The sequence below is a fragment of the Kitasatospora sp. NPDC127035 genome (genome assembly GCF_042726075.1).
Taxonomy (GTDB): Bacteria; Actinomycetota; Actinomycetes; order Streptomycetales; family Streptomycetaceae; genus Kitasatospora.
The window spans coordinates 40,895-57,079 of the sequence record NZ_JBHXDN010000011.1 but is presented as its reverse complement, the minus strand read 5'-3'; the positions used below and the strand labels follow the sequence as shown (position 1 = coordinate 57,079).

Sequence of the window (16,185 nt, the reverse complement as noted above, 5' to 3'; positions counted from 1 at the left end):
TCGGACGCGCGGGCTGACGGCCCGCCTTGCCGTCATATCCGCGCTCGGCGGACTCGCGCTCGGAAACGTCGTTCCGGCATTCGCTGATGACCGCCCGTTTGCTGTGCAACCGGGACAGACCGTCCGCCCCGGGGCACTTCCGGCCCCGGATGCCGGGGGGCCGCTCCAGGCCGCCCGGCTCAAGGCCAAGGCCACCGGGAAGCCCGTGACCGTCGACGAGCTCACCACCGGGAGTTCGCTCACCGTCGCGCAACCGGACGGCCGGATCACCCTCACCAGCTATCTGCAGGCCGCCCGGGTCAAGAAGGGCGGCGCCTGGACGCCGGTGGACGCCGGGCTGGCCCGGAACGCCGACGGCAACTGGTCGCCGAAGGCGACCCCGTCCGGCGTCGTCCTGTCCGGCGGCGGCAAGGGGCCGCTGGCCACGCTCACGGACACGGACGGCCGGAGCCTCGCGCTCTCGCTTCCGTTCGACCTGCCCGAGCCGGTGGTGACCGGCGCCGGCGCGCGGTACGCGAACGTCCTGCCCGGGGTCGACCTCGACGTGACGGTCAGTGAGCAGGGTGCGGTCCGCGAGGTCCTGGTCGTCCGCGACGCCGAGGCCGCGGCCAACCCCGGGCTGAAGGCGCTGCGGATGGGCACCGCGGGCGGGAACCTCACGGTCGAGGCCGACGCCGCGGGCGGCCTCGCCGCGAAGGCCGCCGACGGCACGTCGGTCTTCACCGCCCCCACTCCGGTGATGTGGGACTCCTCGACGGCCCCCGCCGCTCCCGCCGGCTCCTCCGGTCCCTCGGCGGACGCGACGGCCTCCGCCCGCGGGGCGGCCCCGAGGGCGGCGGCCCCGGCCGCCGGCCCGGACGACACCGAGGCCGTCGCCCACTCCGCGGCGACCGGCGGGCCGGTCTCGTCCTCGGCGGGGCCGGGCAACGGGGCCACGGTCCGGCCGGTCGCCGTCAAGGCCGAGCCGGGCGGCGTCACCCTCACCCCCGACACCGGCCTGCTCGGTGGGGACGGCACGACCTGGCCGCTGTACATCGACCCGTCATGGACGCCGACCGGGCCGATGGGCACCAACCACTTCGCCCAGGTCATGGAGGGGTGCGCCGGCGCCCCGCAGTACGACATCCCGCAGGCCAACGGCCAGGGCGTCGGCTACCAGCAGTACGCGGCCACCTGCCGCGGCCTGGAGCGGTCGTACTACGAGTTCAACACCGGCGCGATGACCAACCGGATGGTCGTCAACGAGGCCAAACTCATCATGTACGAGACGTACGGCGCCAACCACGACTGCAACGCCACCGCGCCCGTGACGGCGAAGTGGATGCGCGAGGGCATCGGCGGCGGCACCGACTGGAACCACCAGCCGCAGAACGTCGAGATGTCCTTCGAGACCCAGTGGCCCAAGAGCGCCTGGTTCGACTGCGGCGGCTGGAAGCCGGTGGTGTTCAACGTCACCGACGCCATGCGGACCGTCGCCCAGCAGCAGATCCCGCGGTGGACCGTCGGCCTGTTCGGCAACGAGTCCAAGGTCGCGGGCAACCTCGGGTTCATGCGGTTCAACACCAACCCGTACGTCGAGGCGAACTACGACATCGCGCCGGACCGGCCCTACGACATGTCCACCACCCCCGACTCGCAGAACCCCGGAGGGCCGGCGTGCGGCGGCGGGCAGCCCGGCTGGATCGGGATGACCAGCATGGCCGGCAACTCCTCCAACATCATCCTCAACGCGCGCGCCACCACGCCGATGCCGGGGACCAACCTGGTCGTCGGCTTCCACGTCTGGGACAACATGGTCGCCGACGGCAACGGCAACCCTGCGGACGTGGGCTGGCCGGCGAGCCAGCCGATCGGGTCGGGCGGCCTGGCACAGGCCTACATCGGCAGCCCGGTCTCCGACGGCCACCAGTACGGGTGGAACGCCCGGGCGACCGACGGTCTGCTGAACGGGCCGGATTCGGCGTACTGCTACTTCGGCGTCGACCTGACCCCGCCGTCGCTCGCCGAGTTCGAGCGGTCGACGGTCCTCCCACCGTTGGGCAGCGGCCTCACGCCGACCGCCCACGCCGGGGACCAGAACCTCACCATCAGGGTCAGCAGCAACGACCCCACCCCGGGCGGATGCAACCGCGCCGCGTGCGTCAAGAGCGGCGTGCGCGGTTTCCAGTACGCGCTCGACGACAACATCCCGCCGGCCGGCGCCAACACCATGTGGGTGTGGCCGGACGCCGACGGGACCGCCGTCGCGGACATCCCGGTGAACCTCAACCGTGACGACTGGGGCGTCCACACCCTGTTCGTCCGCGCGGTCGACGCCGCGGGCAACACCCAGCAGCAGGCAGCCCGGTACGACTTCTACGCTCCGTGGAACCCGGCGAACGTGGTGAGCCCCGGTGACGTGACGTCCGACGGCACCCCGGACTTCCTCTCCCAGGCCACCGACGGCACCCTGACCCTGGTGCCGGGCAACAGCGACTTCACCGCCAAGCCCGGGCTCGCCTCCACCCAGGACCAGAGCCCCGAGCACGACAGCTGGAACAACTACCTGGTGGCGCACCGGGGTTCGGTGAGCGAGGGGAGCCAGGACGACCTGATCGCCTTCAACAGGGCGACCCGCAAGCTCTACGTCTACTACAACGACGCCACCGCGGTGCCGCCCGGCATCGCGGGGCACTTCAGCCGCCGCGCGATCTCCCCGATCGGTACCTCGTCGACCTGTGCGCAGGGCATCGACAGCACCTGGAACCACCTGACCCAGATGGTCGCCACGGCCCCGAACGGCAACGTGGCGAAGCGGCCCAACCTGATCACCGTGGAGAACGGCAGGCTGCGCTACTACCCCGGCAGCACACTGGGCGGCTGCCTGTTCGCCACCGGAACCGATCTGGGCACCGGAGACTGGTCCGGCGTGACCCTGCTCCCGCCCGGCTCCGTCGGCTCCACCCCGACCCTGTGGGCCCGGGACGACCTCACGGGCGCGATCCACACCTACCCGCTGTCGCTCGACGCCCAGGGCACGCCCACCGCGACGATCGCGGCGCCCGTTCGCCGGCTGCTGGCCTCCGGGCTGTCCGGCCTGTGCGGGGACGTCGACCACAGCCTGACCGGGAACGGGACCGCGCTGCTCAACTGGACCTGCGCCGCCGGCGCGGGAAACCAGCAGTTCACCCTCGGCACCGACGGCTCGCTGCACGTGCTGGGCAAGTGCGTGGACGTCCCGTTCAGCGCCACGGCCAACGACACCAGGCTGGTGCTCTGGGACTGCAACAACGGCGCCAACCAGAAGTGGGTGCCCGAGGCGTCCACCGGCGCGCTGCGCAACCCCCACTCGGGCCTCTGCCTGGGTGTGGAGGGAGGTGCGACCGGTGTCGGCGGCGTGCTGGCCATCCGGAACTGTGACGGCAGCGCCGGTCAGAAGTGGGACGCCGGGATCCCGGCCGAGCAGGCCGGTGCGCAGGAGGTCCTCCCGCTGGGTCTGAGTTCCTCGGCCTTCCCGAAGGTCGACTCGCCCGGTGACGTCGACGGCGACGGCCACCCGGACCTGTACGTGGTCGCCGCCGACGGCACCCTGACGGTCCTGCGCGGCGCGGCTGCGGCGAACGGCCTTCCGCAGTTCTCCGGGCGCGTCAACCTCGGCGTTCCCAACCGGCCCGTCGGCTACCAGCTGGTTTCCGCCTCCAACGGCAGCAAGTGCGTCGACAGCATGGGGACGACCGCAGACGGCCACCGCCCGGCCGTCTGGAACTGCTGGGCCGGGGTGAACCAGAAGCTCACCTTCGCCCCGGACGGCACGGTGCGGTCCGGCGCGGCCTGCCTCTCCGTTCCCGAGAGCGGGGCCGGGGACGGCTCTCCGGTCGCGATGTCCGAGTGCGTCGGGGCCCGCGGCCAGCAGTGGACGCTGCGCTCCAGCGGCGAGCTGTACAGTCCGCTCGCCCAGCGCTGCCTGGAGATCCCGGGCTGGGACACCACCAACGGCACCGGGCTGGGCATCTGGTCCTGCCACGGCGGCGCGAACCAGCGGTGGATTCTCAGCGTCACCACGGCGGTCTGAGACCCGACCCGCGCATCACGCCCGTGCCGGGCGGAGGTCGGACCTCCGCCCGGCACGGGCCTTTCCGCTCGGCCACCGGCCGCGGCAGGGTCGGGCCGGTGGGGTCGGCCCGGTCTTCCTCGCCGAGCTGGTGGTGCTGCCCGCTCGGGTCCGGGGCCCTCGGGGTTGCTGTCGCGCGCGGGTGGCCGGGGGCCGGTCCGCCGGGGTTCAGCGTCGGCCCAGCACCTCGGCGAGGCGGCTCACCCCGTCCTCGCCGTGGCCGAGGGCGATGGTCCGGCGGACCAGACCCTCGGCCGCGCGCATCACCCCGGACTCGATGCCGTGCGACTCCGCGGTGTGCACGACGTGGGCCATGGTGGAGACCCCCGAGGTGAGCGGGTTGATCGCGCCCGAGTAGCTGCCGCTGTCGAAATCCTCGGCGAACTCCGCGAACAGCGGCGGCAGGATCGCACCGATCCCCTGGGCGAACGGCGCCAGCTCCCGCCCGCTGATCCCCTCCGCCCTGGCCAGTGCCAGCGCGTGCACGTACCCGGCCATCGTCGTCCAGAAGATGTCCAGCAGCGCGATGTCGAAGCCGGCCGCCCGGCCGATCTCCTCGCCGAGGTGGGTGTGGGTACCGCCGAGCACCGCCAGCACCGGCGCGTACCGCTCGTAGAGGTCGGCCGGCCCACTGTGGATGAAGACCGCCTCCGGCGTGCCGATGCTCGGGGCCGGCGTCATGATGGCGCCGTCCAGGTACTCGACGCCGTGCTCCGCCGCCCACGCGGCCGTGGACCGGGCCCGGTCCGGCGAGTCGGCGGTCAGGTTGACCACCGCCCGGCCCTTGAGCGCGGCCCCGACCTCCTCACGGTGCAGCACGGCGTCCGAGGCGTCGTAGTTCACCACGCAGATGACCGTGAGCTCGCTCGCCGCCACGGCCTCCTCCGCCGTGGCCGCGCTCACCGCGCCCCGGGCGACCAGCGCGGCGTCCCGCCCGGGGGTGCGGTTCCAGACCGTGGTGCGGACGCCGGCGTCCACGAAGGCACCGGCCAGGGCGCGTCCCATCGGCCCGAGGCCGAGCACGGTGACGGTGGGACGGGTGTGGTTGGTGGGCATACTTCATCTCCTGTAGACATGGTGGTGGACAACGACGACCCCGGGGGGAAGAGATGACGCGCAGCCAGGCCGTGAACCCGAACGTGTGCGGGGTGACCGCCGCGATTGCCGTGATCGACGGCAAGTGGAAGACGTCCCTGCTCTGGCTACTGGAGGCCGGACCGCAGCGCCCCGCCGAAATCCGTCGACGGCTGCCCGGGATCAGCGAGAAGGTCCTCACCCAGGCCCTGCGTGAGATGGAGTCCGACGGCCTGGTGCACCGCGAGGTGCACGACGTCCTTCCGCTGAAGACGGTCTACTCGCTGACCGACTTCGGCCGCCGGCTCTCCGACGCCCTCGGCCCGGTCTCCGACCTGGGCCACGAGCGCCTCGACCGCATGACGGCGGAGCAGGCCGGGCGGGTCGGACAGGTCGGACAGGTCGAACTGTCGGCCTCCTGACCTGCTGTCATCTCCTTCCGTCCTCCTGGGGACCAGTCTCGTCGCGCCGCACGTCGTTGCCCAGTACGCACAAAAAGGTGGCTACCGGCCGGGGCCGAGGGGCGGCGGGTTCACATCCGCGGCCCCGGCGGGCCGCCCTCGCCGTCGAGGGAGTTCCTGCCGTACGCGGTGAGGAGGAGGGCCGGGCAAACCGCTCCGGTCGACTGACGACGCCGGCGGGGGGCGGTCGACGCCGGCGGGGGTGGTGGCCTCACAGCGCGCGGATCTCGCGCCTGGTCAGCGCGTACCCGAACGCGCCCAGGAGGCAGAGCCCGGTCGTCGCGAACACCCCCCGGCTCCCGAACGCCTCCACCGCCGCGCCGGCCGCGATCACCGACAGCGGGAAGACCCCCAGCGCGCAGAAGGTGATGGCCGCCATGACCCGGGCCAGCAGCGCGGGCGGGGTGTTCTTCTGCACGCCGGTGACGACCAGGACGTTGGTCACCGTGCTGGCGCCGCCGGCCACGCAGAGCAGCAGCACCGCGCCGACGAGGCCGGTGAACGGCACCAGGCCGATCGCCGCACCCATCACCAGGCCGGAGAGCATCGCCGTGCGGCCCCGCGAGCGCAACTCCGTGAGACCGGCCGCGAACAGGCCGCCGACCAGGGCGCCGCCGGTGAACGCGGCCAGCAGCATGCCCAGCCCGACGGCACCGGCGGCGAAGCCGTCGGTGGCCAGGGTCGGCAGGGCGACCCTGGTGGCGCCGCCCACGGTCAGGTTCGCGATCACCGTCACCGTCAGTACCGCGCGCAGCAGTGGCGATTCCCGCAGCAGGGCGCGGAAGTTCCTCGGCACGGACGAACGTTCGGAGATCGGTCGGGGCGGTGCGGCGAGGCTGCCGCGGCCGATGAGCAGCAGCGTGACGGTCGACACGGCGAAGGTCGCCGCGTCCAGGCCGAGTGCGGCGGCCGGGTCCAGCCAGGCGACCAGGGGGCCGGCCGCCGCCGGACCGAGCAGACCGGCGCCGAAGGTGACCGTGCTGCTGAGGGCGTTGCCCGCGTGGAGGTCCTCGGCGGGCAGCAGGGTCGGGGTGATCGCCCAGGCGGCCGGCAGGAACACCCCGGCCCCGAGGCCGACCAGCAGCGCGAGCCCGCCGATCAGCAGGAACTCCGCCGCCCCGCCGGCGGCGACCGCGCACAGCCCGGCGGTGGCGAGCAGCCGGACGAGGTCGGCGGCCAGCATCACCCGCCAGGCGCCGAACCGGTCGGCGAGTACCCCGCCCAGGGGGGTGGCGGCCAGCCGTCCCGCGCCGTAGGCGGCCACCACCAGGCCCAACTGACGGGCGCCGCCGGCGAGGGAGTAGACCAGCAGTGGCAGGGCGACCACCTGGAACGCGTTGCCGAACTCAGAGGTGCCCTGCCCGATCACCAGCAGCCGGTAACCGCGCGAGCGCAGCGGCGCGACGCCGATCCGGGGGCGGAACCGCAACAGCCCCGTCGCACCGCCCGCCCCCGTACCGCCCGTCCCCGCGCCGCCCGCCCCCGTACCGCCCGTCCCCGCGCCGCTAGCCATCGAGCGAGACGGGCAGCGACTCCAGGCCGCGCAGCATGATGGTGTTGCGCCAGGGCAGGGTCTCCTCCGCGGCGGCCAGCTCGATCCGCTCGAAGCGCTCCAGGAGGCCGGTCAGCGCGACCTCGCTCTCCAGCTTGCCGAGGAAGGAACCGAGGCACCGGTGCAGGCCCTGCCCGAAGGCCAGGTGGCCCGGATCGCCCCGGTCGAGGATCAGCCGGTCGGGATCGGTGAAGCGGGCCGGGTCCCGGTTGGCCGCGCCGAGCGAGAGCAGCACCAGCTCGTCCGCCGGGATCTCCACGTCGTCGACCGTCACGTCGGCGTTCGTGAACCGCAGTGTGGCCATGCTCACCGGGGACTCGTAGCGCAGGAACTCGTCGATCGCGACCGGCATCGTCGCCGGGTCGGCGCGCAGACGGGCGAGCTGGTCGGGGTGGTGGAGCAGTGCCAGGGTGGCGGTGCCGAGCAGGTTGACGGTGGTCTCGTGACCGCCGATCAGCAGCAGGAAGACCATCGAGAACACCTCCTGTTCGGTGAGCTCGCCGGCGTCGGACGCCTGCACCAGGTCGGTCAGGATGTCCGTGCGCGGCGCCGCCCGTCGGTCCTTCATCAACTCCCGCAAGTAGTCGTTGAGTTCGGTGGTGGCCTGGTGGAACGACATGTCCCCGCCCTGGGTCAGGATCGCCGTCGACCAGGTGCGGAAGTCCTGCATGTCCTCCGGGGGGAAGCCCAGCAGCTCACAGATGATCATGATCGGCAGCGGGAAGGCGAAGTCCGTCACCAGGTCGGCGGTCTCCCGCCCGCGCAGCCCGTCGAGCAGGCCGTCGGTGATGCGCTCGACCAGCGGTCGCATCTGATCGACGCGCCGGCGGGTGAAGACGCCCTGGATCAGCCGGCGCAGCCGGGTGTGGTCCGGGGGGTCGCTGTTGAGCATGTGGATGACCTCCGAGCCGAGCGTCAGGCCGGAGCCCCGCCCGCTCGCGATCGCCTGGCTGCGGCGGACGTCCTGCCCGAACCGCGGGTCCATCAGCGCGGCCCGGACGTCCTGGTAACGCGTCACCAGGTAGACCGGCAGGCCCTCGCCGAACTCCACGACGGAGACCGCGCCGGCCTCGCGGATCCGGGCGAGCGTGGGGTAGGGGTCGCGGATGAAGGCGGACATCCGTGAGGCGGCGTCGTCGACCGCGGTGGTCATGGATCTCTCCTCGGACTCGAACTCTCGCAACTACACGGTCAGTGACGGGAAGGGCCAGCGGCGGACCCGCATGGGCAGGAACCACGCGCGGCCCGCCTGTTCGGCGATCAGACCGGCCACGGCGAAGTCCTGGTGGACGGCGTCCGGCAGCCGGCCGATCTCGACACCCTCGGCCAGCGCGTCCACCTGTGCCAGGTGGCCCGGCTCGTCGATGGTGAACAGCTCCAGCATCCCGAACCGGCGGTCGCGCACCTCGACGAAGCCGGGCCCGCGCCGGAAGACGCACTTGCTCGGGAAGTACGTGGCGCGCCAGTCGGCGACGACGTCCTCCGGTGCGCCGGTCAACCGCTCGGGCGGGTAGAGGTGGTGGAAGCGGCGCTGCGCCGCGCAGCCGTCCGTGCAGACCGCCTGCCAGAGCACGGCCAACCCCTGTCCGGTCGCCTCGCGCAGCAGCATCAGCGCCCGCGCTGAGGCCGCCGGCGCGTCCGCACAGAGCCGGACCGGCTCGGTCAGCCGCAGGCAGCGGACCCCGGCGCGGTGCAGCTCGGTCACCTCCGCCTGCGCCGGGCCGGACAGGGTGCGGCGACCGAGCGCGAAGCCCGGCAACTCCCTGGCGGCCGGGTCGTAGTCGAGCCAGAGCTCGACCTCCGGGTCGGCTGCGCGCCAGGCGGCGTCGGTCCGTTCAGCCGATCGTGACGGCATCGAGCACCTCCTCGGTACGAGGACGGGCGGCGGCCGGGCCGTGCCGGTGCTGCATCCGCATCAGCACCTGGTTGTCGGACTCGACGGCGACCTGAAGGAAGCTGTCCCCGTCGTGGAACAGCAGGCCCAGCGCGGTGAAGCGCTCCAGCACGGGCTGGACCGCCGCCGCGCCGCCGGGGACCTTGGCGGCCAGCGTGGCGGTCGAGCGGGGCTGGGCCAGCAGCCGGAAGGCGGCGAGCTCCACCGGATCGGTCAGCTCGACCACCCGCCAGTCGTACCCGGGCCGGGTGTTGACGAGCACGATGCGCCCGCCCGCGTCCCGGTAGCTGAGCCGGCTGTCGGGGAACCGCGCGATCCAGGTGTCCACCGCCGCGCTCAGACGCTCCGCGAGGTCGCCGCCGATCCCGCGCGGCGGTGCGGTGAACACGTACGCCAGTTGGGCCAGTTCGCTCTCGGGAAGGCGATAGGTCGCGCGGTACTGGAAGGCCGGCCGGGTGATCGCGAAGCCCAGTTCGGGGCGGTCGAAGTACGGGCTGAACCGCTCGATCGCGATCCGTCCCGCCCCGGTCGGCGGGTCCAGGTGGTGCAGCACGGGAAGTTGGCCGATCACCGACTCGTAGTCGGCCGGCTGCTCGCCCGGGAAGCCGTAGAGGTAGTTCCAGCTGACCGAGACCCCGGCGCTCTGCGCGTCCCGCAGCGCGCGGACGTTCTGGCAGCCCGTCACCCCCTTGTCCATGATCCGCAGGACCCGGGTGCTCAGGCTCTCGATGCCGGGCTGCACCTGGGCCGCGCCCGAGTCGCCGAGAAGCTGGAACTGGTGGCGGCGCAGGTTGGCCTTGATCTCGAAGTGCAGCCGCAGATCGACCGGGAGTTCGGCCAGCGACTTCAGGACGGTGTCGAAGTAGCCCATGTCCAGGATGTTGTCGACCACGTAGACGTCCAGCAGCTGGTGGCGTTCGGCGAGCGTGAGCACCTCGGCGAGGAAGTCCGCCGGCGGCTTGGAGCGGAACTCCATCGAGGAGCCGTTGAGCCCGCAGAAGGTGCAGTGGTGCTTCTCGCCCCACCAGCAGCCCCGGGAGCCTTCGAGGACCAGCTTGGGATCGACCCAGCCGGCCGCGACGGAGGCGTCGAGCCGCTCGAAGAAGCCGTCGTAGCGGGGCGTCAGGATCGCCGAGGGCGGCAGCGGGCGCTTCGTCATCTCGTTGGCGGTCGACGTCCCGGAGTCGTCACGCCAGCACAGCCCGGGGACGGCGGAGAGGTCGCCGCCCTCCAGGAGCGCCGGGAAGGCGGCTTCGCCCTCGCCGCGCACCACGTAGTCCAGGAAGGGGAAGTTGCGGTGCAGCGCGGCGCCCTGCGGACCGTCGCAGTTCGCGCCGCCGAACACCGTGCGCACCTGCGGGCACCGCTGTTTGAGCACCCTCGCGGCGGCGAGGCTCGCCGTGTTCTGCTGGAAGGTGGTGGTGAAGCCGACCAGGTCCGGTGGGTCGGCGGCGAGCTCGTCGACCAGTCGGTCGATGAAGGCGGGGGCGATCGTGCGGGTGGCCCGGGTCAGGGCGATGTCCTGCTCGCTCGCGCCGTTGGCGGCGAGGTGCTCGAAGTAGCTCGCGAACTCGACATCGCTGTCGCCGGCGCCGTTGCCGTCGCCGTCGAGGCCGCCGTCGACGCCGGGGGCCGGGCCGTCGTCACCGTACAGCGCACCGGCGAACGCCCAGTCGCCCGCGCCCTGGAAGTAGGACTTCTCGGAGAAGTACTGGTAGTCGTCCACGCCGAAGCCCGCGGTCGAGGCCGCCCAGTCCACGAAGTCCAGGTTGGCGTACCGCACTTCGACCTGATGGCCGGCGCGTGCGGCGGCGGTGTGCAGGATCCCGAGCGCCAGCGACGGCACGTCGATCGCGCCCCAGGGCATGTGCAGCAGGACGATACGCATGATGGCCACTTCTGTTGTCCGCAGGCGGTCGGCGAGGTGTCGCTCCGGGGCACCGCAGATGCCCCGGAGCGACCGTGGGTCACTTGCCCTTGAGTTCCGGCTTCGGCTTCGGCTGCCCCTTGAGGGCAGGCGCGACCGCTGTGGCCTTGGTGATGTCGAGCGCGAAGTTCTGGACCACGACGGCGCCCCGGTCACGCTCCGGGGTGCTGATCGGGTCGTTCTGGATGCTGCGTCGCTTCATGGTTGTTCACCTCCTTCCGTCAGATCGGCGGGTACCCCGGGACGACCGCCCCGGGGTGCTCGGGGGAGCGGTGCCGGCCAGGCGTGCCCGGCGAACCGGACCATCGCGGCCAGCACGGATCGGTGGTCGGCGGTCCGGCTGCTGTAGTGCCCGCCGTCCACCCAGAGCAGTTCGTGCGGCACCGCCAGCCGGCGCAGGTCCGCGGCGTACCGGGCCACCTGGTCGGGCGGGCACCGCTCGTCGGTCCGGGAGGCGGCCAGCAGGACGGGCGCGCGGACCTGGTGCACGTAGGATCGCGGGTCGGCTGCGCGGTAGCGCTCGGGCACCTCGTCCGGGGTCCCGCCGAACAGCTGCCGGTCGAGCTCGCGCAGCGCGGGGGTGGTGGTGCGGTAGGTGGCGGGGTAGTCCGCGATCGGCTGGGCGGCCATGCCGAGCGACCACAGCTCCGGCTGCGCACCGATCGCCAGCAGCGTCAGGTAGCCGCCCCAGGAGAATCCGCACAGGCCGGTGCGCTCCGCGAGCGCCGTGCCGTCGGCGACCAGCTCGGCGCGGACGGCGGCCAGGTCCTCGATCTGCGCCAGCCCGACCCGGTGGCCGTACTCGTGCTGCCAGCGGGCGCCGTAGCCGGTGGAACCGCGGTAGTTGGTGCGCACCACCGCGTAGCCGTGGCCCACCAGGGCGTTCACCCGCGGGTCGTAGGAGTCCCGGTCGTGGGTGGCGGGGCCGCCGTGCACCAGGAAGAGGGTCGGCCACGGGCCCCCGCCGACGGGGGTGCTGACGAAGCTGTGGATTCTCCCGTACGGCCGGGGCGTCCAGCGCCGGCTGCGGGAGGTGTCGCCCTGCTCCGGATCGGTGTGGTCCGCGACCTCCGTGCCGGGCCGCAGGACCAGCGGGCGGGGCGGCGTCGACTCCCGGCTCCAGACGCAGTGCAGGGTGCCGTCCGGGGCGCAGGAGAGGTCGTGGATCGTGCCGCCGGGTGTGTCGATCTCCCGGGCGGGCGGGGCCTGTTCGGCCGGCTCCTGGTCGGCATTCACCCCCTGGCCCGCCATCCCGCGGCCCACCGCTGCCCGGCCCACCGCTGCCCGGCCCGCAGGCCCCGGCCGCGCTGCCCCCGGCCCCACCGGCGGGTCGAGGTCGGCGAGCAGCAGCCGGCTCCGCCCGGCCCGCTCGTGCTGGATCAGCACCCCGCGCGGCCCCCGGTACCAGCCGGCCGATATCTGCGAGTCGAACGACAGTCTCGGGTACCTGCTCAGCCCCGCGCCCGCCCGCCAGGTCGCGACGGTGTACCGCTCGTCCTCCTCGACCACCAGCAGCAGCTCCGGTTCGAGTACGGCGAGCGGGTTGAACTCGATCGGCCAGAGCCGCAGTCGCCGGTCCCCGGCGAGCCGTAACGGACTGCCCGCCTGAGCGTCCGTCGGCCACAGGACCGCTGCGTCGTCCCCGTCGGGCCGCCCGCCGAGGGCGAGTAGTCGACCGTCCGGCGACAGGTCGGCCAGGCCCAGGTACCCCGGCGCCGAACCGATCGGTCGCGCCTCGCCCGCAGGCGGCCCGACATAGAGGTGCGAGGCGTCGTGGACACCGACGGCCACGGCCGCGAGCGAGCCCGTCCGGTCGAAGGCGACGCCGTACGCCCGCCCGTGCGGCACGCCGTGCAGTGCCGCGCCGCCCGGTCCGCCGGCGAACGGCTCGCGTTGCCACCGCCCCTCCCCGGCACCGTCGGCGTCGAACCACCAGATGGCATCGCCGTCCGGCTCGATCTCGCTCAGGTGGACGCCCCCCGGTCGGTCGGTGACCACCCGGCGCCGCCCCGTCCCCAGGTCCCAGGCGACCGCCTGCCAGCGTTCGTCGACGAGCCGCGTCTCGACCGCGCGGTCGGCCGCCAACGCGGCGAAGCCGGGGGACTGGAACGCCTGCGTCACGGACCCGGCCCTTCCGGCTCGACGGTGGGGGACACGCTGCGCTGGACGTTCCGGGAGCCAGTGAACCGGCATGTGGGGAAGGACACATCTCGGGGGATCGCGGTCCACTGTAGGGGGGTGTCGCGGATACGAACAGAAGGCGACGCAATTTATCTGAACATGTCGCTTGCCCGGGCCCACCGCGATGCTCCACGCCTCGGGAGCCTGCCCTTCGTGGCCGCCGGATCCGGCGCGGCGGCGGGCCGCGCCCCGGTGGTCACGGGCCGCGCCGGATCCGGCGGGCGATGCGTAGCACACTCCGGGTGGCCGCGCCGGGAGTCCTCGGTTCTTCCCCCGAAACCCGGCGACGCCCGCGCTGCGCACTTAAAGTCACCAGCCTGTCGCCACACGTGGTGGGGCAGTCGGCACAGGGGAGGCCCGTCCATGGCCAGCGAGTTCCAGCAGCGCAAGCTCCGCAACGTGTTCGCCGCGTTCGACGCGGACGGGGACGGCTGCCTGCGGCAGAGCGACTTCGGTGCCCTGGCGGAGCGTTGGAGCCGGCTGCCGGCCGTCCAGCGGGACACCGGGCTGGGGGCCAGGGTCGAGGCGCTCATGACGGGCTGGTGGGACCACCTGCTCACGGTCGCCGACACCGACCACGACGGCACGGTCGACATGGACGAGTTCCTGGCCCTCGTCGACCGGCTCCCCGCCCTGCGGGAGGTCGTGACGGCGACTGCCGACACGGTCTTCGACGCCGTGGACGAGAACGGGGACGGCCGTATCTCGCGCGCCGAGCACCACCGCCTCGTCGACATCTGGCACGGGCGGAGCGTGGAGACCGACGACGTCTTCGACCTGCTCGACCTGGATGGCGACGGGTATCTCAGCCGGCCCGAATTCGCCCTCCTGTGGGCGCAGTTCTGGATCAGTGCCGACCCGTCCGAGCCCGGCAACGCGATGTGCGGCCGCATCCCGGAGCAGTGACCGCAACTCGGGGCGGGCAGCGCTGAAGTCCCGCCTGCCGACGCCGACGGCGAGGTTGACGCCGACGGTGATGTTGACGCGGATCGGCTCGGGCTGCCGCTTCGCGGTGCCACCGGGCCGGCCACCCGGCCGTGCCGCCCGGCCGGCCGTCGGAGCGGAGGCTCTACCGGCGGGCCCGGTGCGGCAGCACGTCGGGCGCGGGCCCTCGGCCCGGAGCGCCTACGAAGGACGGGGTGATGAGGAGGGGGCGCTCCAAGGTGCCCTCGCGCCGGGGCCGGGCGGCGGCTGCGGCCAGCTGCGGGTCGACGGTGAGCACGGCGACGCCCAGCGGTTCGGTGAGGGCCCGCAGGGCGGGTTCGGCGAGGGTGATCCACGGCTGGGCGGGGCCCAGGACGGTCATGAGCAGCTGCTCGGTCGTGAAGGCGACGGCGGTGCGGTCGCCGAGGGGCGTGCGGAAGAGCCGGGCGGCGTGGCCCAGCGGACCCGGCCGGACGGGGACCAGGAGGAGTCCGGCCGGGACGGGTTCGGAAGGCTCGGGGTCCTCGGCGAGTGAACGGCGGTTCATGGCTGCCTCCAGGCAGGGACGGCACGGACGGACGGTGCCCCGGTCCTCGGCGCCGTCGCCGGCCGGGCTCGCACCATGACCGTATGCCCGCCCGCGCCCGCTCCGTCCCCGTCCCTGACGCTTTCATGATCCGGCCGCCCTCGTCCTTGACGCGGCCTTGACGCCGCGTTGACGCGGTCGCCGCCGTGCGGCCGAGGAATCGGCGAGGCGGCGGGCAGCACGGCCCACCGGTCGGTTCACCCGTACGTGCAGCCGTTGCCGCCACGCCGTGAACACGTCCGCGAGCCTCTCGCCCCCGGCGCCGCCGCGAGGACCTCGCCGCCACGCTCGCCCCGACGGGGCGGGCACCGGTCAGCGCAGGCCCTGCACGGCGTAGAGGAGGCCGACGGCGGCGGCCAGAACACCGAGCAGCAGCCTCAACGCGGTCTCGGGCACATGAGGCTGGAAGCGGGCGCCGAGGTAGCCGCCGACCAGGCCGCCCAGCCCGCAGGACAGACCGAGCACCCAGTCGGGGGCGATGTCGCCGGTGGTGGCCAGGGCCAGCGCCGCGTAGGTGCCGGCACCCACGAGCGAGGTCACGAACGTCGACGCCAGTGCGGCCGGTGCCACCTCGGCGATCGGAACGCCGCGGCCGACCAGGACCGGGCCGAGGATCGAACCGCCGCCGATCCCGTAGATCCCGCCGACGACACCGACGGCCAGGGCGAGTCCGGTCGTGGTCCGGGCCGTCGGCGCGGTGGCGGCGCGGTCCCGGGCAGGACGCAGGGTGCGGAGGCACAGCCAGCCGCCGAGCGGCAGCAGCAGGGCGGCGACCAGCAGCCGGAAGACCTCCGGCCCGGGCACCGCGAACACCCGCACGGCGGCGCCGATGACGACACCCGGAACGGTGCCCGCGACCAGCAGCCGGGTGAGCGGCCCGCCCAGTCGTCCGGCCCTGCGGTGGCGCAGGAGCGCACCCGGGCCGGCCACGACGTTGAACAGCAGGTTCGTCGGCGTCACCGCGGGGCTCGGCACCCCCAGGACGCTGACCTGGACCGGCAGGAGGAACACCGCTCCCGAGACACCCACCGGCGCCGTCACCGTCGAGATCAGCAGTCCGGTGCCGAACCCGAGCAGGCTCGAAGACCAGCCCACCGCGAGCCCCCTCCGTCGGTCCTCGGGGCAGTATCCGCCATGCCCGCGCACCCGTCGGGAGCGTGTCCACGGACCGGACCGGAGCGCCCGGACCGGTCCGCGCCGGTGCGGCGGACCAGACCGGGGAGGACGTCGGCTGTGAGGAAGGCCGGCAGGGTGACGCCCAGGGCGGGCAGGGCCCGGCCGACGGCCCGTGCGGCCCTGGCCGCCGAGCTTCGAGAGCTTGGCCAGGAGCGGGTGGTCCGCCCGGCGGTTGCGCGGTCACCGTGCTCGTGGCATCGGCGGCCCTCGACGCATTGCGGGTGGCAGGGCGAGCCCCGCTTGTCGGCGGTTCCGTGCTCACCTCCGCGGTTCGTCGCCGGAGTCGCCCGACCCCGCCGGCCGGACAATTCTCGGTGCGC

12 protein-coding genes are annotated in these 16,185 nt (G+C 73.5%); 3 read left to right on the top strand and 9 right to left on the bottom strand.

The window, feature by feature from the left end; genetic code table 11:
- Positions 1 to 205 precede the first annotated feature (205 nt).
- A complete protein-coding gene (locus ACFWIC_RS09855) occupies positions 206 to 4,051 on the top strand; it encodes a ricin-type beta-trefoil lectin domain protein (RefSeq protein ID WP_380517419.1) in 3,846 nt (1,281 codons plus the stop codon).
- Positions 4,052 to 4,258: 207 nt separating this feature from the next.
- Here ACFWIC_RS09855 and ACFWIC_RS09850 read toward each other — a convergent pair whose 3' ends face one another.
- On the bottom strand, positions 4,259 to 5,146 hold the full coding sequence (locus ACFWIC_RS09850) for an NAD(P)-binding domain-containing protein (protein ID WP_355400383.1): 888 nt from the start codon (positions 5,144 to 5,146) through the stop codon (positions 4,259 to 4,261).
- 53 nt (positions 5,147 to 5,199) lie between these two features.
- Between ACFWIC_RS09850 and ACFWIC_RS09845 the strand changes: the two genes are divergently transcribed.
- On the top strand, positions 5,200 to 5,586 hold the full coding sequence (locus ACFWIC_RS09845) for a winged helix-turn-helix transcriptional regulator (protein ID WP_380357625.1): 387 nt from the start codon (positions 5,200 to 5,202) through the stop codon (positions 5,584 to 5,586).
- A 250-nt stretch (positions 5,587 to 5,836) separates the two neighbouring features.
- On the opposite strand, the gene ACFWIC_RS09840 is transcribed toward ACFWIC_RS09845, so the two are convergent.
- The 6 genes from ACFWIC_RS09840 to ACFWIC_RS09815 form a co-directional block, all read right to left on the bottom strand.
- The gene (locus ACFWIC_RS09840; RefSeq protein ID WP_380517415.1) at positions 5,837 to 7,138 is read right to left on the bottom strand and encodes an MFS transporter; all 1,302 of its coding nucleotides are present in this window, start codon (positions 7,136 to 7,138) and stop codon (positions 5,837 to 5,839) included.
- Positions 7,131 to 8,330 carry a cytochrome P450 gene (locus tag ACFWIC_RS09835; RefSeq protein ID WP_380517413.1) on the bottom strand — a complete coding sequence of 400 codons (1,200 nt, stop codon included), beginning with the start codon at positions 8,328 to 8,330 and terminating at the stop codon, positions 7,131 to 7,133. Before ACFWIC_RS09835 ends, ACFWIC_RS09840 begins: the two co-directional genes overlap by 8 nt.
- A gap of 30 nt (positions 8,331 to 8,360) precedes the next feature.
- A complete protein-coding gene (locus tag ACFWIC_RS09830; RefSeq protein ID WP_380357636.1) occupies positions 8,361 to 9,032 on the bottom strand; it encodes a DUF5825 family protein in 672 nt (223 codons plus the stop codon).
- Entirely contained in the window at positions 9,013 to 10,959 is a 1,947-nt protein-coding gene (locus tag ACFWIC_RS09825) for a RiPP maturation radical SAM C-methyltransferase (protein ID WP_329950548.1), read from the bottom strand. The genes ACFWIC_RS09830 and ACFWIC_RS09825 overlap by 20 nt, the downstream gene beginning before the upstream one ends.
- A 79-nt stretch (positions 10,960 to 11,038) precedes the next feature.
- Complete coding sequence (locus ACFWIC_RS09820; protein ID WP_329875716.1) at positions 11,039 to 11,200, bottom strand: hypothetical protein; 162 nt, start codon at positions 11,198 to 11,200, stop codon at positions 11,039 to 11,041.
- Positions 11,197 to 13,119 carry an alpha/beta hydrolase family protein gene (locus tag ACFWIC_RS09815; protein ID WP_380517409.1) on the bottom strand — a complete coding sequence of 641 codons (1,923 nt, stop codon included), beginning with the start codon at positions 13,117 to 13,119 and terminating at the stop codon, positions 11,197 to 11,199. Before ACFWIC_RS09815 ends, ACFWIC_RS09820 begins: the two co-directional genes overlap by 4 nt.
- Before the next feature lie 423 nt (positions 13,120 to 13,542).
- Between ACFWIC_RS09815 and ACFWIC_RS09810 the strand changes: the two genes are divergently transcribed.
- Positions 13,543 to 14,085, top strand: coding sequence for an EF-hand domain-containing protein (locus ACFWIC_RS09810; protein ID WP_380517406.1), 543 nt, complete (start codon positions 13,543 to 13,545; stop codon positions 14,083 to 14,085).
- Positions 14,086 to 14,248: 163 nt separating this feature from the next.
- Here ACFWIC_RS09810 and ACFWIC_RS09805 read toward each other — a convergent pair whose 3' ends face one another.
- On the bottom strand, positions 14,249 to 14,650 hold the full coding sequence (locus ACFWIC_RS09805; protein WP_380517403.1) for an SAV_915 family protein: 402 nt from the start codon (positions 14,648 to 14,650) through the stop codon (positions 14,249 to 14,251).
- Positions 14,651 to 15,001: 351 nt separating this feature from the next.
- Complete coding sequence (locus ACFWIC_RS09800; RefSeq protein ID WP_380360913.1) at positions 15,002 to 15,784, bottom strand: TSUP family transporter; 783 nt, start codon at positions 15,782 to 15,784, stop codon at positions 15,002 to 15,004.
- Positions 15,785 to 16,185: the final 401 nt, after the last annotated feature.